Raw genomic sequence first — 20,040 nt, forward strand, 5'->3', positions numbered from 1 at the left:
CTCCCTATAACTATTTCCAAAATGCATAAATATCATATCCATCATTTTCTTTATCCACTTCGTCTGTACTAAAATTTCCATAATCTATAGCAAATATAGATATTCCAACATTATTTTCGTGAAAATCATCTACAGGTACTATTACCATAGCAATCTTTAAGCTTGGTCTATGTACTTCTCCCTCCTTAGGATCTGCAAACTCTATAGTGGTATTAGCATATACCTCTTTATAGATTTTACCCCTATCAGCACTTGTTTGATAATTGTTATCTTCATTAAGCTTATACCTTATTATGGAAGACGGCCATGTTTCATTTTCTCTAATAATTCTATCTATCTGTTCATCAAAATTATCTATCTTACTCCTTGCATGCTCAGGAAACAAACTCGCTAAGAGTTCTCTATCATTCGTATTAAATGCTTCTACTATTTTTTCTATATACTTATTTACCACTGTACCCTCATCATATATGTAGTTATCTAATTTATCAGAGTCATGTATATACCTTGCAACTTTAACTACCCAGGTACATCCTGTAAGCAGACATGCTATTAAACAGAATATAATAATTTTAATTCTCATTAATTCCTATTACCTCCTTCCCATTTCATTACGGCATTGCGATGCACAAAATCAAGACACCAATTATCATTTATCTTATCTTCGTTTTGATCATCAAATTCTGCTGTATGTACGAATTCCTTCCACATAACCCTTTCCTCATCAAAGTCAACCATACCTACCATTACTAAATCTTCAGCCTTTACATCTTGGAATCTTTTATCAGGATTAAACCCTGTGATCCACCACTGATACTGATCATATGCATCCCAATCCGATACTAATGTTCCATCTTTAAGAGTCAGGTTCATGTACATCTTCAAATGACTTTGTTTATAACAATCCACATGCCAATCATTACCTTTATATATCCCTATCTCACTACCTGCACCAAAATGAAAATAATCTCCCTTCCACATCCAAAGTGTAAATTTTGATTCACCTGAACCAAATTGAAACTTTGCTCTATTCATAGATGTAAATGAATTAAAGAAAAAATCGTACATTGGATTATAGCCCCACCACATTTGCCAACATTCACTCATTGTATGAATAATACCATTATTATCTTTATAAAAATTAAATTTGTTAAGTTCTCTATCACTTCTTATACCACTTACTGTAAGTTCATTTATCAAATCACTTAATCCTGTATATTCTGTGATGTATCTAAGCGTTCTTATTGCTGTATGCAGTATTGCTACCATAGGTGTTCCTATACTATCAGGAATATTATTAATTGCAAATTCTCGACCGGCATTCATAACTACATCTACCCCTCCTAATGATGCTGAATTAAATATACCCCAAAATACCTCAATAGCTAAGTTCTTCAAGCCATAGTATCCCGGTGATATAGTAGATTCCATATAATCTAGTAGAAATCCCTCAAAATCTTTATAGGTAAGTGCATTTGCTTCCGGTGATTCTCCTGTACTGTCAACAAATATCAATGGTGAATTATAGCAGTATGTATACTCGTTTTGGGTAAATCCATATCTTAGATCTCCCTTGATTTTATCCTTTCCAAGAAATCTTCCCATATTTTCATCGTACATTCTTGTAGCTGAAAGATAGTTTCCGCTTATATCATCTACCATGAGACCGGCAAATCCAAAGTTCTTTGGTTTGCTTCCAAGCACTTCTCCGAACTCTGAGTACTCAAAAAGCTCACCCCCTTCAAGTATTACACTTCCAAGCTCATCACATATGATATTGGTGCTGTTATCATCCTCCACCTCTGATATCAGTTGAATATCCCATACAAAACTTCTCTCATTTCCATCACTGTTTTGCCATAGTATATTATCAGTCTTTTTTCTGATATCAATTACATAGCTTGTAGTATGTGACTCATTTCCGTCAGTCTCTGTCTTACCTATTCTGTGACCAAGTCCGTCATATTCATAGTTTACACTGTTTTTACCGGATATGACACTTATAAGTTGTCCCAATCCGTTGTATTTGTACTCTGCTTCAAGCTCACCACCTGAAAACTTCTTGATAAGATTTCCTCTCTTGTCATACTCATACCTTTTTTGAATCAAACCGTTATTCTTAACTATACGCTCTTCTGCGAGTTTTCCTCCCTTATAGATATAGTTTGTAGTAATCACTTCATCTTCAGCATATTCTACTTTAGCGGTTCTGTTTCCGAAGATATCATAGCTGTATTCCCTTAGCATTTTACCGTCCAATACAACTTTTGTGATTCTTCCTACCTCATCATAAGAATAATTGTAATCCTTTACACTTCCGTTCTTATTTATACTTATACCTGTCTTATTTCCCACCAAATCATATGTATAAGTATATTCCATATTGATTTTTTCATCACTGATATGCGTTATTTTTGTCGGACTTCCGATATCATTGTACTCATAGCATGTTTTGCTTCCGTCGCTATACTCTCTTGATTCAATTCTACCCAAGCTGTTATAAGTCAGCCTTATATGTTCATTTCCTGAAACTGTTTCTATAAGCCTACCTTTTTTATCATAGTTATAGCCTACCTTCTTACCATCAGGATATACTATAGCCACAGTTCTTCCAAGCTTATCATATTCGTAAGCAATACTGTGTCCCTCTGTAGTTAGAGCCTTTTTCACCAATCCTTTCTTATCTCTTTCAAAGCTCATACTTCCGAAGCTTCCTGATACGGCTTTCAAAAATCTGTTGCTATCGTACTCATAGTCTACATAATTTCCGTCGGAACATTTCATCGAAGTTAAAAGCCCGGTTTCATTGTACTTTAGCTCTGTTTTAAAACCGTCTTCATCAATATTTTTCACCAATTGTCCAAGACTGTTGTAATCCATAGTTTTATAAGTACTGTCGGCATTTTCTATTTTAAATATTCTGCCCATATTGTTTCTATGATAGCTTCTTGTCATACAGTCATTTTCATTATCTTTTTTGTACTGTCTTATTCCTACAAGATTGTACATTTTATCATAACTGTACTCACTTACCAGACCGTCACTGTCAACCACTTTTTCAAGTGTATTTCCTACACCATATTTAAAATAGTTTGTATTTCCGATGCTGTCTTTAATAGATGTTATATTTCCTTCATTATCATAGCTATAAGTATTTTCTCTACCGGTATCAGTCCTTATTCCGGATACTCTTCCTAAGTCGTCATAGTCATAATAGATCTTATTTTCCGCATCGCCCGCCAGTCGGCTTTCTTCTGTAGGTCTTCCAAGCTTATCATAAGTATATATGTATTTTACATCATCACCTAAATTAACCGCTTTTACTCTGCCGTTCTGATTATATTCATAGCCTGATACATTGCCAAATATATCAGTATACTCCAATACCCTGTTCATAGAATCATATACAAAGCTTTCACTGATATTCTCATCCAAGGTTTGCTTTAACACTCTTCCATATTCATCATATTCATATCTGATACTTCCGCTTGGCAATACTATCTCAACAAGTCTGTCTCCCTCATAAACAAAATCAGACTTCACTCCGTCAGAAAATTCCTTACTGATGCACCTATTTAACTTATCATATTTATAATTTTCACTTAGACCTGTTGGATAAGTAACACTGACAATATTTCTATTGTCATCATAGGAAAAGCTCTTCATACTTCCGTCAGGAGCAATCATTTTAGTCATATTGCCCCTTTTGTCATATTCAAATTTTTCCACTCCACCGGCTCGCTTTATCTGAGATATTCTTCTGATATTATCATATACGTACTCTGTAGTATTTCCGTTTTTATCTTTTAACCTTACAGGTAAATTTATATTATTGTACTCTACTTCATAGGTTTTCCCGTCAAAATCCTTTAATTTTGACACCTGCCTATTTGCTGTATACTCATATGTTCTCTTCTCTCCAAAAGAATTTGTTACCTCTGTGATATCTCCAAGCCCATTATACTTATAAAGTCTTTTCCCTCCATTATTGTCTTCAATACTTACAACTCTATTCAACTCATCATATTTATATCCGACCATTTTAACTGTATCATTTGCTATTATTCTTTTCTGTTCTCATTCTATACCTCCCAATCTTGCTATAGAACCAAGTCGGTATATATTTACTCAATAAATACCCTTGCATTCGGAAACATTTCCTTTATATTTTCTATGTCCTCCTCATCTAACTTTAAGTGATATAATTGCAAGTTATCCAAGTATTTTAAATTCTTTGCCTTGTATAAATTATCAAGTACATGCTCGTCATCATATATACTTTTATCTCCATAATATGCACTTGAATAGCTGAACATAACTATTTCTGCATTTTTAAAATATTTTATATCACTTATATCTTTCACCCTATACTCTCTAAAATCGATAGATACTAAGTTTATATTCTCCAAATCCTTCTTCCAAATTATACCTTTAATAGGACTCTCTCCCTGTAACATTGGATACTCTTTCTGTATTGCACCTGACACAGTATTCCATATAGTAGTATTTCTTACAGCTCTTTCAAACTCAGGATCATGGAAAAAGGCTATTTTATTTACAGTATATAATGCAAATACGATAATAATAATTAGGATTGCACAAATTATCTTCTTATATTTCCTTAGCATAAATTCACTCCTCCGATGTAATATCCACAGTTCTTTTAATCCTACCTCTAATATAATTACTCTTTTTCGACATTTGTTTTTTCCTGCAAATCTTTGTTTGTAGGTTTTTCACTTGCCATATTTTTCATCCCCCTCTAATATCTTTACTTCATCAAATCCCCCTTTGTCTACTTTACTATAAAAACTTGAAATTCTATAATAATATTTTTGTTGGTTAAATATGTAATCCATTCTGTACTCTTCAAATTTATCAAAATCTTCCTTCGTAAAATATGTAACCAGTAATCTATTTGTTTGTAAATTTTTATCTAAAAAAATATCACATACTTTTCTAAAGTCTTTTTCTATATTTTTAGCCTTTTTATATGTAAATATGCATGTAATATAGTTTCCTCTATTTACATATGTCATTATATCTGTATCTCTATTGAAGCTATCATCAAGAGAAAAATCATATGGCTGTGTATACACCTTACAATCCCCATATATAGGTTTTATCAACTCATATATATGCTTCTCAAGGTCTGCTTTCTTCAGGTATCCTACATAATTATCATGAAAAGAAGTCAACCCTCCCTCACTCTCAAAATCCACTACCACATGCCACTCCGGTTTTGACTTTGGGTGTACATAAACGCTATCTTCATATACATATTCTCCTTCAAATTTCTCTCCATATTTTTTCTGCATGTAATATTCTGCTGCATTTATATAATCTAACTCTGTTAACATAGTAATGCTAACTCCCCTTTTTACAAGCATATCTCTAAGGAATACCAGTCCCACTATAAATACTATTATTATAAGAATACCTCTTATTGCTTCTTTATTCTGACTTAGTCTTCTTTTTTTCACCATTTGTTTTTTTAACCTCTACTCGATAAAAACTTCTGCTTCAGGAAACATAGCTTCAATGTCTTCAATGTCTTCATTTATCTTCAAATGATATAAATCCAGCTTCTTTAAATGTGCCAATTTTTTTATTAAATATATATTATCGAGCACATGCTCATCCTCGTAAATACTCTTATCTCCGACATATGCACTCACATAACAAAACCCTATAAATTTAGCATTCTTGAAGTACTTTATATCTTCAACATTCTTTATATTGTATTTTCTGAAATTTATTGTTACAAAGTCTACCTTTTCAAGATCTTTTCTCCAAATTATTCCATCTAAGGCCTTTTCTCTTATATCTACCATTGACACTTTAGATGATATTAAAGTATCTCTTACCGCCCTTTCAAACTCTCTGTCTTTAAAAAAGGCTATTTGGTTCATAATGTATATACAAATTACCGACATCACAACAATAACAATTTGTATTCTTCTCTTTTTCATCATATCCCATACCTCCGGCAAATATTTCAAACTTACAGACTTTAAAAAAATTTGTATTAAAATTCTCAATACATTCTTTTGTCATTTCAATTTCCCCGGTATCTACTTTGTAACTTGGATAAATTCTGTATTCACATATATACAAACATACGTATATATTTACTCTATAATTACCCTCGCATTCGGAAACATCTCCTTTATATTTTCTATATCCTTATCATCTACCTTTAAATGATATAATTGCAAGTCATCCAAGTATTTTAAATCCTTTATCTTGTATAAATTATCGAGTACATTCTCATCCTCATATATGCTTTTATCTCCATAATATGCACTTGAATATACCAACGATATTAATTTAGCGTTCTTAAAATATACCAGGTCACTTATATCTCTTATTTTATATTTTCTAAAGTTTATATATATATTATCTACATCCTTAAGATCGTCCTTCCAAATGATACCCTCAATAGGATTGATTCTTTTGTATTCGTCTATAGATACCACCTCATAGTTAGCTTTATTTTCTCTTACCAATCTTTCAAACTCCGGATCATGGAAAAAAGCTATTTTATTTACAGTATATAATGCAAATACGATAATAATAATTACTGTTGCACAAATTATTTTCTTATATTTCCTTAGCATAAATTCACTCCTCCGATGCAATATCCACTGTTCTTTTAATCCTACCTCTAATATACTTACTCTTTTCCGGTATTTGTTTTTTCCTGTAATTCTTCATCTGTAGGTCTTTCACTTACCATAGTCCTTGTCTCCTTCCAATATATCTATATCTTTCAACCATGTTTTATCTACATTATCATAAATGCCTAAAATTCTATAATAAAGCTTGAGCCTATTAAACGTATAGTCTATAAATTTTTCTTCAAATTTATCCAAGTCTTCTTCCGTAATATATGTTACCATCAAACTATTTGTCTGCAAATTTTTATCTACAAATATCTCACATACCTTTCTAAAATCTTCTTCTATATTTTCAGCATTTTTATCTGTGAAAATACAAGTAGTATAGTCACTATTACTTACATATTTCATTATATCTGTATCTTTGTTAAAGCTGTCATCCAGCGAAAACCCCCATGGTTGTGTATACACCTTACACTCCCCATATATCGGCTTTACAAGCTCATATATATACTTCTCAAGTTCTTCTTTCTTTAGGTATCCTACATAATTATCACTAAAATAAGTTAACCCATTTTTACTATAAGCTTCTACTACTGCGTGCCACTCAGGTTTTGCCTTTGGATGTACATATATACTACCTTCCAGTATATACTCCCCTTCAAACTTCTCTCCATATTTTTTCTGCATATAATATTCTACTGCATTCATATAATCTTGCCTTGTCAGCATCAAAATCCTCACTCCCCTTTTTACCAGTATATCTCTAAGGAATACCAGTCCAACTATGAATGCTATTATTATCATAATACCTCTTATTGCTTCTTCATTTTGACTTATTTTTCTCTTTTCCATTCTATCTCTCCAATCAAAAAGTCCACACAATTATATCCTGACAAAGTAATACTTTAACTTATCAGTAACATAAATGCGTGGGCTGTATAAATTTTCTATTCTTCTTTAATAAATCCGTAGTAAGATCCGGTCTTCATATTTGCAATATCCAGTATCGTTTCATCTTCCAAAAGAAATCCCATGTAGGGTATCATATTCGGCTTAGATATCTGCTCCTTACCCTCTAACATAAATGTCGTATTCTCTGTATAAATACATATAAAATCTTCTACTGTATATTCGTCCGATCTGTTTATAACTTCCATCAGCTCGGCCTTGGTCACACCATAGGAGGAAAGCTTCTTTTCTATAAAATCCATTGCCTTCTCACCTCTGTACAATTTATATGTTCCGCCATAATAATTGTCATCGGTAATCCCCTTCTCCTGATACCAGAAAAAGCTGTGGTCCTCATTGAACACCCAATATGATCCGTCATCATATGAAATCCATGATGTTTTTGTCAGAGCATCCGGCTCGATATTTGGCTCGATATTTTCGGCCTTGTCTGAACGAAAACATCCGCTAAGTAGAAATACCGCAAGTAACATTGTCACAAAAATTGTCTTAAGTTTTCTCATAAGATGTCTCCTTATTTGATTTTTACGAACTGAAGTAATAAACTGTTATCTATAGTATATATCATTTTCGATATTTTTCAATGTATTTCCACTTTATTCCCTATGTCCGCCTATTTGCCTGTTTCTGTCAAGTGCAGTTCCCTCTTCTTTGAGATTAAGCCCTTTAAATATGGCATTGTTTCCGAATTTTCTTTTTACTTTAAGTACGGCTTTCATTCTACTGCTTTCTTTTTCTTCCGAAATGCTGTTTGCTTCCAAGAGATTTCCCGTACAGCCTGCGCTGTTTTTATGACTTATCTCACTTGCAACTATCGTTATCCTTCTAAACAGCAATATGGGATTTGCAAGTTTCTCAAACAGCTCCTCACTTTTCTTGCAGATCTCTTTTGTGGAATTGGTATATGATAAAAGATTTATCGAGCCATGCGCTCCCTCAGGTACGCTCCTTCCGTAAAAGTCTTTTGTAATATTCCCGGTGTAATCTTTTGCTGTTTTCGGATCTGCCAAGCTGTCTATATCGTATCCTATACTTAAAGTTATCTGCCTTGTGGCGGTATCTTTTTCCAGCAATGAAAATGAGAGTCTTTCAGCCATCTCTATAACAATCGTTCTTACCTCTTCATAGCTGTATGCTCTAAGCAATACCTGACCTTCGCTTATACTTTTCTTCTCCGGTGTATATGCTTTTATATCTTTGATTTCCGTATTGTCGATTCCCCAGGCATGTTCTATCAAAAAGCTTGCATTTTTTCCAAACAGCTTATATAAAAGATTCATTCCCTCATTGGCACGATTCTTTTTTAAGCTCTCCCTTGCAATATCTCCCATTGTATATATTCCGTACTTTGCAAGGTTCTTGCTGTAGCCTCTTCCTATTCTCCAAAAATCGGTAATAGGTGTATGGCTCCAAAGCTTTTCTCTGTAAGATCTGACGCTCAGTTCTCCTATTCTGGCTCCATGTTCATTAGGTTCGGCTCTTTTTGCCATGATATCCATGGCTATTTTTGCCAGGTACATATTTTCACCTATACCGGCACTTGCCGTTATGCCTGTGGTATCAAGGACATCTTTTACCATTTTTTCCACAAATCCTGTTGCATCATCGCCTGCATATCCCGTAATATCTATAAAAACCTCATCCACCGAATATACATATATGTCCTCAGGCGAGACATACTTTAGATATACACTTATTATCCTTGCGCTGTACTCCATATATTTTTTCATTCTCGGTACAGCCACTACCATATCAACTTCCAGTTTTACATTTTTTTTGAGTTCTTCAAGAGAATATGACTTTCCTTCAGCCTTTCCTACAAGTTTTTCTCTTCTGTTATTTACTTCCTGCAGTCTTTTTATTACTTCAAAAAGTCTCGGCCTTCCCGGTATTCCAAAGGTCTTAAGTGCGGGACTTACCGCAAGACAGATAGTCTTTGAGGTTCTGCTCTCATCAGCTACCACCAGATTTATATCCAAGGGATCCAAATTTCTTTCTCTGCACTCTACCGAGGCATAGAAGGACTTTAAGTCTATTGCCGCAAATATCCTTTTTTTATTATTCATTTTCAATTATCTATTATTTTAGCTTCTTTTCCCAATGCAGGTATTATCTTATTTAAAAAATCATCAGTGCTTATCTTCAGTGTTGAGGTATTCTCACAGGGATGACATCTGATAAAATCAGCCTGTATTACATCTTTGTCTATTACAAGTTCCACTCTGTTGTCTTTATCGTTTAAAAGTCCCAGTACACTTACAGATCCCGGTGTTACATCCAAAAATTCCTTCAAATAGTTTTCTTTTGCAAAGGAGAGTCTGGACATATCAAGTTTCTTTGAGATATCTTTTGTAACATACTTCTTATCTCCGGGCATCATAAAGAGGAAAAACTTTGTCTCCTGCCTGTTGCAAAGAACTATATTTTTGCATATCTTAACTCCAAGCGCACCCTCTATCTCCTTGCATTTTTCCATATCTGAAGCTTCATCATGGTCTACAACTTCATATTCCACTCCCAAGCCGTCCAAAAAATCATAACATCTTTTTTCTTTGTCCTGTCTTTTTTCAATATCAACAGGTCTTCCCTTATAGGGTTTTGAAATATACATAATAACCTTCCGAAATTACTCTAATATAAACACATATTTTTTCTCATTTGAAAGCTCTTTATCAAATTTGAATCCGAGTCTGTCAAACTTCTTGATTTTCTCTTCATTTTGGATATTTCTGGATGCAATGAAGTTTACCATCTCACCTCTTGCCATCTTTGCCATGGTGGCTTTTTGTACTACTTTTCCGTCTTTTTTCTCGGCAAACACACAGGTGATGAATTTATTTTCTTTTGAAAGATAGCTTTCTATAGTTTTTGAATATTCTTTTGAGGCAAGATTTATTACTACTTCTCCGGTTTCAAAAATCTTTTTATATATTTTATCGCCCCAAAACTCATACAGATTTTTGTGCTCTCCTATCTCCATCTTTGCCTGCATCTCAAGTCTGTACGGACTTACTCCGTCAAATGCTCTAAGTATTCCGAAAAATCCCGAAAGTATATATAAATTCTCTTTTATATACTCTATTGCAGAGGCTTCCATTACATTTACCGCCATATACTGATACTGTATACCTTGATAAGAAAATATTGCAGGGGTAAGACTCCCCTGCAAATTCATGTTTTTAAATCTGTCAAAATTTTCATTTGCAATCTTTTCATTGCATTTCCAGATCTCTTTCAGCTCTTCGTAAGATCTTTGTCTTATCTCTTCTAAAAGGATCTTGCTCTTATCAATATATGTAGGTACACTGCTTCCGATATAACAGTCTGTATTTTCTATCATTGTCTTGGCAGGTGATACTACTATTTTCATCCCAAAATCTCCAACATCTCAGCCGGATTCTTGGCAGCTTTTACCTTATCCATAGCCTCTATGATAACTCCCTTTTCATCTATAAGATATGTGGTTCTTACCACTCCCATAGATACTTTTCCATAGAGTTTTTTCTCATGCCATACATCATAAGCCTGTATCACGTCAAGCTCAGGATTTGAAAGCAGTGTAAACGGCAGTGAATATTTATCTTTAAACTTCTTATGTGATGCAACACTGTCTTTACTGATGCCTACAACCTCTACTCCTTTTTCCGTAAACTGCGAATAAAGTTCTCCAAAGCCACAGGCCTGGCTTGTACAACCCGGAGTATTATCCTTTGGATAAAAGTATAATATAAGTTTCTTACCTTCATAATCTGAAAGGTTTCTGACTGTTCCGTTCTCATCCGGAAGTGAAAACTCCGGTGCTTTTGTTCCTATCTGTAACATAAATTTCCCTCCTTATAAAATCTCTTTAAATATACCCTTAAGTGCCGGATATATCTTTCTAAACTTTTGGTACTTTTTTTCGTATTTTGCTACGAGTTCCGGTTCCGGTTGTATTCTTTCTTTTATTTTTATTATGGACTTTGTAGCCGCTTCCACACTTTCGTATTCATTGCAACCTACCGCCGCAAGTATGGCGGCTCCAAATCCCGGACCTTCTTCGCTGACAGGTACTTCCACTTCTACATTCATGATATTTGCCACAAGTTTTTTCCAAAGTGCACTCTTTGCGCCTCCGCCGCATATCATGGTCTTCTTTATCTCTATGCCGAGGCTTCTTGCCACTTCCAAAGAATCTCTGAGTCCAAAGGTAACACCCTCCAGTATTGCAAGTGTCATATCTTCTCTTCTTGTATCCATGCTCATTCCTATAAATGTACCTCTTGCAGCCGGATCGTTGTGAGGTGAACGCTCACCCATAAGATATGGCAAAAAGAACACCTTATTTTCTCCAAGATTATCTATATTTTCCTGTTCTTTTGAAAAATCCTTTGTCTTTAAAATATCTTCCATCCACCATTTATTACATGAAGCCGCACTGAGCATACATCCCATAAGATGGTATTTTCCATCCGAATGAGCGAATGAATGAAGCGCATTATACTTATCCACTCCGAAGTTTTGACTGGATATAAATATAGTTCCCGAAGTTCCCAAAGAAATATTGCATGCACCTTCTCCCACAGTGCCTGTTCCTATGGCTGCAGCCGCATTATCTCCGGCTCCGGCTATTATTTTTATATCTTCATTCAATCCAAGCTCTTTTGCAAGTTCAGGTTTTATATCTCCTACCACCTCAAAGCTCTCGAAAAGTTTTGGAAGCATATTTTCTGAAATACCGCATATTTCAATCATTTCAGATGACCATTTTTTGTTTTTCACATCCAAAAGCAACATACCGGAAGCATCCGAATAGTCTGTAGCAAAGCTTCCGCTAAGCATATAGCTGATATAATCTTTTGGAAGCATTATTTTTGAAATTTTTGTAAAAATCTCAGGCTCATTATTCTTGACCCAAAGTATCTTAGGTGCGGTAAATCCTGCAAATGCAATATTTGCAGTGAGCTTGGAGAGTTTTTCCTTCCCGATAACATTGTTTAAATAGTCTGTTTCCTCAGTACTTCTGCCGTCATTCCAGAGTATTGCAGGCCTTAGCACATTGTCATCCTTATCAAGGATAACCAGTCCATGCATCTGTCCTCCGAAACTGATACCGCCTATCTTATCGTCTAAGCCTGCAGCTATCTCCTTTAAGCTTTCTTTTACTGCTATAAACCAGTCTTCGGGCTTTTGCTCACTCCATCCGGAATGCGGAAAGTATAGAGGATACTCCTTTGATACAGACTTTACAAGTTCACCCTTACTGTTCATCATTACAAGCTTCAGGGCTGAGGTTCCCAAATCAACACCAATATAATACATACACGTCTCCATAAATTAAAAGTTTATTCTACTATCTATTACATTAAGATTCTACTCTTACCTTGTCAATTGTATTCTTGCTCTTTTTACTGATAAAGTTGCTATCCTGTTTTATATCTGTTTTGATTTTTTAAATCTTTTCGGTAAATGCAACTTAAATACCGAATCCACAAAGAATATGGCAAGGGCTATGGAGCCCGCAATTTTTAATGCTTCGTTCATATAAGTACTCAAGTATGACGACTCTCTTATAAAGGCGTAAGCACATCTGTATATTGAGCCTCCGGGTACTATCGGCAATATTCCCGGTATAAGGAAATTACTTACCGGTGCTTTTAAAACTCTGGCAAGTATATGTGACATTGTTGCAATGCAAAGTGCCGAAACAAGTGCGGCAATCTCCACCCTACTTGCTACCATTTCCATTAAAAGATATACAGCCCAGCCAACCATTCCGGTCATTCCTGCCTGTACCATGTATTTTTTCGGCAACTCTATCATAATACAAAAAGCCACCACTGCAATAAATGCACCAATTATCTTAAACAACATATCCGCCTCACAAAATCACATATGCCAGTGCCACGCCTACGGCAACAGCAAAGGCCACAACACCTGTCTCAAGCATTCTACTGACACCTGCGGTATAATCACCGTTTAGAGTATCTCTCATCGCTGTGGTAAAAATAACTCCGGGTACTATCGGCATTATTCCTCCTATTATTACCAGATCTATATTCATATTTGCAAATACAAATCTTTGAAATCCCACCGCTGTCAAAGCCATGGACAGTGTGGAGATCATATTCAGGAAAAATGAGTTAAACCCGAAAGGAACCAATGCCCACTGTGTAATTGCCATTGCAAGTCCGGCAACTCCCGCCACCATGCAGTCGGTAAAATCTCCGCCAAGCATCATGGTGAAAAAAAGTGCCACTCCTACAAAGGAAAGTCCGTATAAAATACCTGTAAACTGTCTTACATCCCTTATCTTTTTTATTTCGGAATACGCCTCATATATATCCATTTTCCCTGCACTCAAGGCTCTTGATACATTGTTTATCAGATATATTCTGTTGATATTTGTAGTTCTTTCAGGTACTCTTTTTGACATAGTAATAAGTCCTTCATCACTGTCCAAAGTCAAGGTAATACCTGTTGCCAGAACAAATGCAGTATGCGATTCACATTTTGAATAGTCAAGTATCCTGTTCATCGTATCTTCCACTCTGCTGATCTCCGCTCCGGCTATGAGCATAGTCTCACCTGCAAGCATGGCTGTCTCCGCAACCACTCTTTCCAGGCTTTTTGACACATTCTTTTTGTCTGCCACTTCCTCTTCTCCAATTTATTATTTTTATAAGTTTGCTCTGAGCTCACTTATCTTATCTCGCAAAAGTGCCGCATTTTCAAAATCCAGCTCCGCAGCGGCTCTAAACATTTTCTTTTCAAGCTCTTTTATAAGCTTGTTTATCTCCGCTTTATCCATGGATTCCACATCCTTATCAATAGTTGATACACTCTCGGCAGCCTTTGATATCGCTATCAGATCTCTTACAGCCTTCTTTATTGTGGTAGGTGTGATACCATGTTCTTTATTGTAGGCTTCCTGTATGCCTCTTCTTCTGTAGGTCTCATCTATTGCCGCCTTCATCGAATCCGTCATATTATCGGCATACATTATTACATGTCCGTCCGCATTTCTTGCAGCTCTTCCGATGGTCTGAATAAGTGAGGTCTCACTTCTTAAAAATCCCTCTTTATCCGCATCAAGTATTGCCACCAAAGTAATCTCCGGTATATCAAGTCCCTCACGCAAAAGATTGATACCTACAAGTACGTCAAATTTATCAAGTCTCATGTCCCTGATAATCTCCGCTCTCTCTAAAGTATCAATATCTGAATGCAGGTATCTTACTCTGATACCGACTTCCTTCATATATTCGGTAAGATCCTCAGCCATTCTCTTGGTGAGAGTAGTGATAAGTATCTTGTTCTTTTTTTCTATTTCTTTGTTTACTTCGGAAATCAAATCATCTATCTGACCTTCTACAGGTCTTACACTTATAGGCGGATCCAAAAGTCCTGTAGGTCTTATGATCTGCTCCGTTCTAAACATTTCATGCTCTTTTTCATATACACTTGGTGTAGCGGATACAAAAAGCATTTGATCTATCTTTGATTCAAACTCTGAAAACTCCAAAGGTCTGTTATCAAGTGCCGAAGGCAGTCTGAAACCGTAGTTTACCAGGGTGGTCTTTCTGGATCTGTCACCTGCATACATTCCTCTAATCTGCGGAATGGTAATATGAGACTCGTCTACTATTATAAGAAATTCATCCTTAAAATAATCTATCAATGTATAGGGCGGTTCACCGGGTGCCGAACCTGTAAGATGTCTTGAGTAGTTTTCTATCCCTGAGCAAAATCCGGTCTCTCTCATCATCTCCACATCAAAATGAGTTCGTTCATCTATTCTTTGAGCTTCTATAAGCTTATCCTCCGATTTGAAGAACTTTACTCTCTCTTCACACTCTTCCAAAATATTCTGTGTGGCAATCATCATCTTTTCAGGTGCCACTACATAGTGAGATGCCGGGAAGATGACCGCATGTGAAAGTTCGGCTAAGATATTTCCTGTAAGTGTATCTATCTCAAGTATTCTGTCCACCTCATCACCGAAAAACTCAAATCTTAATGCTGTGGATGTGGATGCCGCCGGAAATACTTCAAGCACATCTCCACGTACACGAAAAGTACCACGATGAAAGTCCATATCGTTTCTGTCATACTGCATATCTATCAGCTTTCTTATGACATCATCTCTGTCTCTTTCCATTCCCGGTCTTAATGATACTACCATCTCCTGATAGTCTATGGGGCTACCAAGTCCGTATATACATGACACTGAAGCCACTATTATCACATCTTTTCTTTCTGAAAGTGATGCTGTGGCGGAGTGTCTGAGTTTATCTATCTCGTCATTTATTGCAGAGTCTTTTTCAATATATGTGTCTGTGGAAGGCACATATGCCTCAGGTTGATAATAATCATAATAAGAAACAAAATATTCTACCGCATTTTCAGGAAAGAACTCTTTAAACTCTCCATAGAGCTGGGCTGCCAATGTCTTATTATGTGCTATTATAAGTGTAGGCTTTTGCAATTTTTGAATAACATTTGCCATGGTAAATGTCTTACCGGAACCTGTCGCACCGAGTAAGGTTTGAAACTGGTTTCCCTCTTTAAATCCTTTTACCAGTGCCTCTATTGCTTGAGGCTGATCTCCTGTAGGCAAAAACTCTGAATGTAATTTAAATTCCATTATTTTAACCTTTCTGTCTGTCGGCAACTGCCAACCTACAAAAAATTATAGCATGTGACAATACAAAAGTACAGTTAAAAGAACATTTGTTCGAAATATTTTAAACTGATTTTATAACACAAATACATGATAAATCAGTCTTGCGGATTGCTTACCTGTAGTATTCCGGCCTGCTTTTCCAACATATTTATAAAACTTTCCATTTGTCTGTTCACGAACTTATCTTTCTTATGAAGTACCTGATAATTCACCTTTATATGAAAATCCTTTATCGGCAATACCGCCAATGTGTTATCTCTCAGTTTCGGCTCAATCAGAAATCTCGGTAACACCGAATAGCCCATATTGTTGCATAAGAGTTTGATAATCAGATTGGTATTCTGTGATTCAATGCTTGGCTTTATACCAAGACCGAGCTCAGAGAGTTTACTCTCAAAAATATATCTGTAGCTTGCATTTTTCTCAGTAAGTATACAGGGATAACTTAGGATCTCTGAAAGTTCTATTTCGTTTTTGCATGCCAACGGATGCTTTCTTGAAGCACAAAATACTACTTCGGTCTCTATCTGTATATCTGCAACGAAATCCTTTGAAACACTTGGTTTATCAAGTAAGAGCATTATATCTATATTATTGTGTTTTATCCCTTCAAATAGCTCCGACGGAGTACATACCCTTACTTCAACAGTTACATTCGGATTTTTCTCATAAAACTCCGCCAAAACCTGTGGAAATAATGTGTCGCAAATAGAATCTATGGTTCCTATTCGAAGTTCTCCTGTCAGCATATCATCAGTTCTGATAAGTGACTCTTTTGCCTCTTCATTAAGCATAAGTATCTTCTCGGCATATGGATAAAACTGTTTTCCGTGATCGGTAAGCCGCACCTGTTTACCGAGTCTGTCAAAAAGTCTCATTCCAAGGTCAAACTCCAACTGTTGTATCTGTATCGATACCGCCGCCGGTGAATACCCAAGCATTATTGAGGCCTTGTAAAAACTCCCCGATTCCGCTATTTTTACGAAGGTATTCAACTTTTTTAAATCTAAAAAATTTTCCATAACTTCCCCTTTATATGGTTGGTAAATGTTTTTGTAGTCCCACAGAATATTAAATACATTTAACTAATTATATTTATTTTTTTTAAATTATATATTTAATTTTTTAAGATTTACAATTTAAACATAGACCTACTATACTATATATATATAATATTTACCATAATAATATTTAATAAAACAGGCTGTTTGGGGGTGTATTCAGTTTAATGGAAAAGGATGATATCAGGTACAGGACCTATGTCCGGATATTAAAAGACGAGCTTGTACCGGCTATGGGATGTACGGAACCTATAGCATTGGCTTATGCGGCGGCAAAGGCAAGAGAGGTGCTTGGTAAATTGCCAAAAAAAGTGCTTGTTGAAGCCAGCGGAAGTATTATTAAAAATGTAAAGAGCGTGATTGTTCCGAATACAGGGCATCTGAAAGGTATACCTGCTGCGGTGGCTGCCGGTATAGTTGCAGGCGATGCAAACAGAAAACTTGAAGTTATTTCCAATGTGGATGATAACAAGAAATGTGAAATTGCCGATTTTATGAACAATATTAAAATCGATGTGATTCCACTTGATATCGGTTATGTATTTGATCTTATCATTACGCTTTTTGCTGATGATGAGTATGTAAAGATTCGTATTACAAATCAACATACAAATATAGTGCTTATAGAGAAAAATAATGAGATAATTTTTGAATCCGAGATTGAGAACAATGCCATATCAGGAAGCGCCGATAAGGATCTGCTGACTATGGACGGTATATGGGACTTTATAAACTCGTTGGATGTTTCCGATGTGAAGGATATCTTGGACAGACAGATATTTTATAATACTTCAATATCTGAAGAAGGTCTTTTGGGAAATTACGGTGCAAACATAGGCTCCGTACTGCTTGATACCTATGGCAATGATATTAAGGTAAGAGCAAAGGCAAAAGCCGCCGCAGGTTCAGATGCCAGAATGAACGGCTGTGAGCTTCCCGTTGTTATAAATTCCGGAAGCGGTAATCAAGGCATCACCTGTTCTATTCCCGTTATCGAATATGCCAAGGAATTAAAGGCTTCAAAGGAAAAGCTATATCGTGCACTGGCACTTTCAAATCTTACTTCCATACATCAAAAACATGGCATAGGTACACTGTCAGCCTACTGCGGTGCCGTAAGCGCAGGTGCAGGTGCAGGCGCAGGTATCGCCTATCTTACGGAAGGCAGTCTTGAAGCTGTAGAGCATACCGTTGTAAATACTTTGGCTATAGTATCGGGTATTATGTGTGACGGTGCAAAGGCATCCTGTGCGGCTAAGATAGCCTCTTCAGTAGATGCGGCTATTATGGGACTTAGCATGTACAAAGACGGTCAGGCCTTCCATGGCGGTGACGGTATTGTAATGAACAATATTGAGGAAACTATCAAGGGAATTTCAAAGATAGGTAAGGACGGAATGCGTGAAACAAATAATGAAATTATAAAACTTATGGTGGAAAGCCATTAAAATTAGGAGGATTTTGATATGAAAAAGAACGGTATTTTAAACAGCCTTCCTTTCAGGCTGTTGCTTGCACTTGTTATAGGTATTGTTGTGGGACTTTTCCTAAACAAAAATGATACAAGTGCCGTTTCTGTAGCACTGCTTAATATAATTGTGACTGTTAAGTACATTGTCGGGCAATTTATAGGATTTTGTATTCCGCTTATTATTATAGGTTTTATTGCCCCGTCTATTACAAGGCTTGGCAGCAATGCGTCAAGAATACTTATAGTTGCTCTTATAATAGCCTATGTTTCTTCAATCGGTGCGGCATTCTTTGCCACCGCCTCAGGCTTTATAATACTACCACATATGAGTATTACGCCTGAAGTTGAGGGCCTTAAAGAATTACCGCAACTTGTATTCCAACTTTCAATACCGGCTATAATGCCTGTTATGAGTGCTCTTTTCTTCTCAATCATGGTTGGCCTTGCGGCTGCATGGAACAGAAGTGAACTTATTACCGGTATTTTGGAAGAATTCCAAAAGGTTGTACTCAGCATAGTAACAAAATTTGTTATTCCTGTACTTCCTGTTCTTATCGGTACTACTTTTGCAACTCTCGCATATGAGGGAAGTATTACAAAACAATTGCCTGTATTCCTTGTCATTATCATTATGGTAATGATAGGTCACTATATATGGTTGGCACTTCTTTATCTTATCGCAGGTGCTTATGCAGGTGCAAATCCTTTGGATATAATAAGAAACTACGGACCTGCATACATGACTGCGGTAGGTACCATGTCAAGTGCCGCTACACTTTCCGTTGCTCTGGAATGTGCCAAGAAATCAAAACCGCCTCTTCGTGAAGATATGGTAAATTTCGGTATTCCGCTGTTTGCAAATATCCACCTTTGCGGCTCTGTTATGACTGAGACATTCTTTGTTATGGTAGTTTCAAAAATGCTTTACGGGGAATTTCCTTCTCCTGCAAAGATGATTTTATTCTGCCTTCTTCTTGGTGTGTTTGCAATAGGTGCACCTGGAGTTCCGGGAGGTACAGTAATGGCTTCCCTGGGTCTTATAACCGGAGTTCTTATGTTTGACGAGACAGGAACCGCTCTTATGCTTACCATTTTTGCCCTACAAGATTCATTTGGTACAGCTTGTAATGTAACCGGAGATGGTGCCTTGACACTTATACTTACCGGATATGCAAAAAAACATAAGATTGAACCGCAAAATCTTGGTAACATACTGGAGTAAAATAAAAAGTCCCTGAAATGGGACTTTTT

General features: G+C 36.1%; 18 protein-coding genes and 1 pseudogene. 2 read left to right on the forward strand and 17 right to left on the reverse strand.

Going from position 1 to position 20,040, the window contains the following annotated elements; genetic code table 11:
* Positions 1-10: 10 nt before the first annotated feature.
* The 17 genes and pseudogenes from SBH76_RS10815 to SBH76_RS10895 all read right to left on the reverse strand — a co-directional run bounded on the left by SBH76_RS10815 (position 11) and on the right by SBH76_RS10895 (position 17,279).
* Complete coding sequence (locus SBH76_RS10815) at positions 11-583, reverse strand: DUF5104 domain-containing protein (protein ID WP_317977810.1); 573 nt, start codon at positions 581-583, stop codon at positions 11-13.
* A pseudogene (locus SBH76_RS10820) lies at positions 583-4,062 on the reverse strand (RHS repeat-associated core domain-containing protein); the annotation flags it as partial. The pseudogene SBH76_RS10820 and the gene SBH76_RS10815, both read right to left, overlap by 1 nt.
* 62 nt (positions 4,063-4,124) lie before the next feature.
* A complete protein-coding gene (locus SBH76_RS10825; RefSeq protein WP_317977811.1) occupies positions 4,125-4,628 on the reverse strand; it encodes a hypothetical protein in 504 nt (167 codons plus the stop codon).
* Positions 4,629-4,736: 108 nt separating this feature from the next.
* Entirely contained in the window at positions 4,737-5,483 is a 747-nt protein-coding gene (locus tag SBH76_RS10830; protein ID WP_317977838.1) for a hypothetical protein, read from the reverse strand.
* Positions 5,484-5,501: 18 nt separating this feature from the next.
* A complete protein-coding gene (locus SBH76_RS10835) occupies positions 5,502-5,975 on the reverse strand; it encodes a hypothetical protein (protein ID WP_317977812.1) in 474 nt (157 codons plus the stop codon).
* A 156-nt stretch (positions 5,976-6,131) separates the two neighbouring features.
* Positions 6,132-6,620: a hypothetical protein gene (locus tag SBH76_RS10840; protein WP_317977813.1), complete on the reverse strand. Its 489-nt coding sequence runs from the start codon at positions 6,618-6,620 to the stop codon at positions 6,132-6,134.
* A 108-nt stretch (positions 6,621-6,728) separates the two neighbouring features.
* Positions 6,729-7,475, reverse strand: a complete 747-nt coding sequence (locus tag SBH76_RS10845; protein WP_317977814.1) for a hypothetical protein — start codon at positions 7,473-7,475, stop codon at positions 6,729-6,731.
* 95 nt (positions 7,476-7,570) lie between these two features.
* Entirely contained in the window at positions 7,571-8,095 is a 525-nt protein-coding gene (locus SBH76_RS10850) for a hypothetical protein (RefSeq protein WP_317977815.1), read from the reverse strand.
* Between the two features lie 93 nt (positions 8,096-8,188).
* Positions 8,189-9,658 (reverse strand): Y-family DNA polymerase, encoded by a 1,470-nt coding sequence (locus tag SBH76_RS10855; RefSeq protein WP_317977816.1) that lies wholly within the window; start codon positions 9,656-9,658, stop codon positions 8,189-8,191.
* A gap of 2 nt (positions 9,659-9,660) precedes the next feature.
* On the reverse strand, positions 9,661-10,203 hold the full coding sequence (locus SBH76_RS10860) for a prolyl-tRNA synthetase associated domain-containing protein (protein ID WP_317977817.1): 543 nt from the start codon (positions 10,201-10,203) through the stop codon (positions 9,661-9,663).
* Between the two features lie 15 nt (positions 10,204-10,218).
* A complete protein-coding gene (gene yaaA, locus SBH76_RS10865) occupies positions 10,219-10,962 on the reverse strand; it encodes a peroxide stress protein YaaA (protein ID WP_317977818.1) in 744 nt (247 codons plus the stop codon).
* Entirely contained in the window at positions 10,959-11,414 is a 456-nt protein-coding gene (bcp, locus tag SBH76_RS10870; RefSeq protein WP_317977819.1) for a thioredoxin-dependent thiol peroxidase, read from the reverse strand. The genes yaaA and bcp overlap by 4 nt, the downstream gene beginning before the upstream one ends.
* A gap of 12 nt (positions 11,415-11,426) precedes the next feature.
* Positions 11,427-12,893 carry a xylulokinase gene (gene xylB / locus SBH76_RS10875; protein ID WP_317977820.1) on the reverse strand — a complete coding sequence of 489 codons (1,467 nt, stop codon included), beginning with the start codon at positions 12,891-12,893 and terminating at the stop codon, positions 11,427-11,429.
* Between the two features lie 111 nt (positions 12,894-13,004).
* Positions 13,005-13,445, reverse strand: coding sequence for a threonine/serine exporter family protein (locus SBH76_RS10880; RefSeq protein WP_282668778.1), 441 nt, complete (start codon positions 13,443-13,445; stop codon positions 13,005-13,007).
* Positions 13,446-13,452: 7 nt separating this feature from the next.
* Positions 13,453-14,226 (reverse strand): threonine/serine exporter family protein, encoded by a 774-nt coding sequence (locus SBH76_RS10885; RefSeq protein WP_290650502.1) that lies wholly within the window; start codon positions 14,224-14,226, stop codon positions 13,453-13,455.
* Between the two features lie 24 nt (positions 14,227-14,250).
* Positions 14,251-16,218, reverse strand: coding sequence for an excinuclease ABC subunit UvrB (gene uvrB, locus SBH76_RS10890; RefSeq protein WP_282668780.1), 1,968 nt, complete (start codon positions 16,216-16,218; stop codon positions 14,251-14,253).
* A 134-nt stretch (positions 16,219-16,352) separates the two neighbouring features.
* The gene (locus SBH76_RS10895) at positions 16,353-17,279 is read right to left on the reverse strand and encodes a LysR family transcriptional regulator (RefSeq protein ID WP_317977821.1); all 927 of its coding nucleotides are present in this window, start codon (positions 17,277-17,279) and stop codon (positions 16,353-16,355) included.
* 206 nt (positions 17,280-17,485) lie between these two features.
* On the opposite strand from SBH76_RS10895, the gene SBH76_RS10900 reads away from it, so the two are divergent.
* Together SBH76_RS10900 and SBH76_RS10905 are read left to right on the forward strand one after the other, a co-directional pair.
* A complete protein-coding gene (locus SBH76_RS10900) occupies positions 17,486-18,766 on the forward strand; it encodes an L-cysteine desulfidase family protein (RefSeq protein ID WP_317977822.1) in 1,281 nt (426 codons plus the stop codon).
* Positions 18,767-18,784: 18 nt separating this feature from the next.
* Positions 18,785-20,011, forward strand: coding sequence for a dicarboxylate/amino acid:cation symporter (locus SBH76_RS10905; protein ID WP_317977823.1), 1,227 nt, complete (start codon positions 18,785-18,787; stop codon positions 20,009-20,011).
* Positions 20,012-20,040 lie beyond the last annotated feature (29 nt).

It is taken from the genome of Lachnoanaerobaculum sanguinis (assembly GCF_033242365.1).
Taxonomy (GTDB): domain Bacteria; phylum Bacillota; class Clostridia; order Lachnospirales; family Lachnospiraceae; genus Lachnoanaerobaculum; species Lachnoanaerobaculum sanguinis.

Excerpts from the sequence above, each read along its gene's own strand:
- SBH76_RS10815 (WP_317977810.1), bottom strand. The coding sequence starts at position 583 with ATGAGAATTAAAATTATTATATTCTGTTTAATAGCATGTCTGCTTACA.
- SBH76_RS10825 (WP_317977811.1), bottom strand. The coding sequence starts at position 4,628 with ATGCTAAGGAAATATAAGAAGATAATTTGTGCAATCCTAATTATTATT.
- SBH76_RS10835 (WP_317977812.1), bottom strand. The coding sequence starts at position 5,975 with ATGATGAAAAAGAGAAGAATACAAATTGTTATTGTTGTGATGTCGGTA.
- SBH76_RS10840 (WP_317977813.1), bottom strand. The coding sequence starts at position 6,620 with ATGCTAAGGAAATATAAGAAAATAATTTGTGCAACAGTAATTATTATT.
- SBH76_RS10845 (WP_317977814.1), bottom strand. The coding sequence starts at position 7,475 with ATGGAAAAGAGAAAAATAAGTCAAAATGAAGAAGCAATAAGAGGTATT.
- SBH76_RS10850 (WP_317977815.1), bottom strand. The coding sequence starts at position 8,095 with ATGAGAAAACTTAAGACAATTTTTGTGACAATGTTACTTGCGGTATTT.
- SBH76_RS10855 (WP_317977816.1), bottom strand. The coding sequence starts at position 9,658 with ATGAATAATAAAAAAAGGATATTTGCGGCAATAGACTTAAAGTCCTTC.
- SBH76_RS10860 (WP_317977817.1), bottom strand. The coding sequence starts at position 10,203 with ATGTATATTTCAAAACCCTATAAGGGAAGACCTGTTGATATTGAAAAA.
- yaaA (WP_317977818.1), bottom strand. The coding sequence starts at position 10,962 with ATGAAAATAGTAGTATCACCTGCCAAGACAATGATAGAAAATACAGAC.
- bcp (WP_317977819.1), bottom strand. The coding sequence starts at position 11,414 with ATGTTACAGATAGGAACAAAAGCACCGGAGTTTTCACTTCCGGATGAG.
- xylB (WP_317977820.1), bottom strand. The coding sequence starts at position 12,893 with ATGTATTATATTGGTGTTGATTTGGGAACCTCAGCCCTGAAGCTTGTA.
- SBH76_RS10880 (WP_282668778.1), bottom strand. The coding sequence starts at position 13,445 with ATGTTGTTTAAGATAATTGGTGCATTTATTGCAGTGGTGGCTTTTTGT.
- uvrB (WP_282668780.1), bottom strand. The coding sequence starts at position 16,218 with ATGGAATTTAAATTACATTCAGAGTTTTTGCCTACAGGAGATCAGCCT.
- SBH76_RS10895 (WP_317977821.1), bottom strand. The coding sequence starts at position 17,279 with ATGGAAAATTTTTTAGATTTAAAAAAGTTGAATACCTTCGTAAAAATA.
- SBH76_RS10900 (WP_317977822.1), top strand. The coding sequence starts at position 17,486 with ATGGAAAAGGATGATATCAGGTACAGGACCTATGTCCGGATATTAAAA.
- SBH76_RS10905 (WP_317977823.1), top strand. The coding sequence starts at position 18,785 with ATGAAAAAGAACGGTATTTTAAACAGCCTTCCTTTCAGGCTGTTGCTT.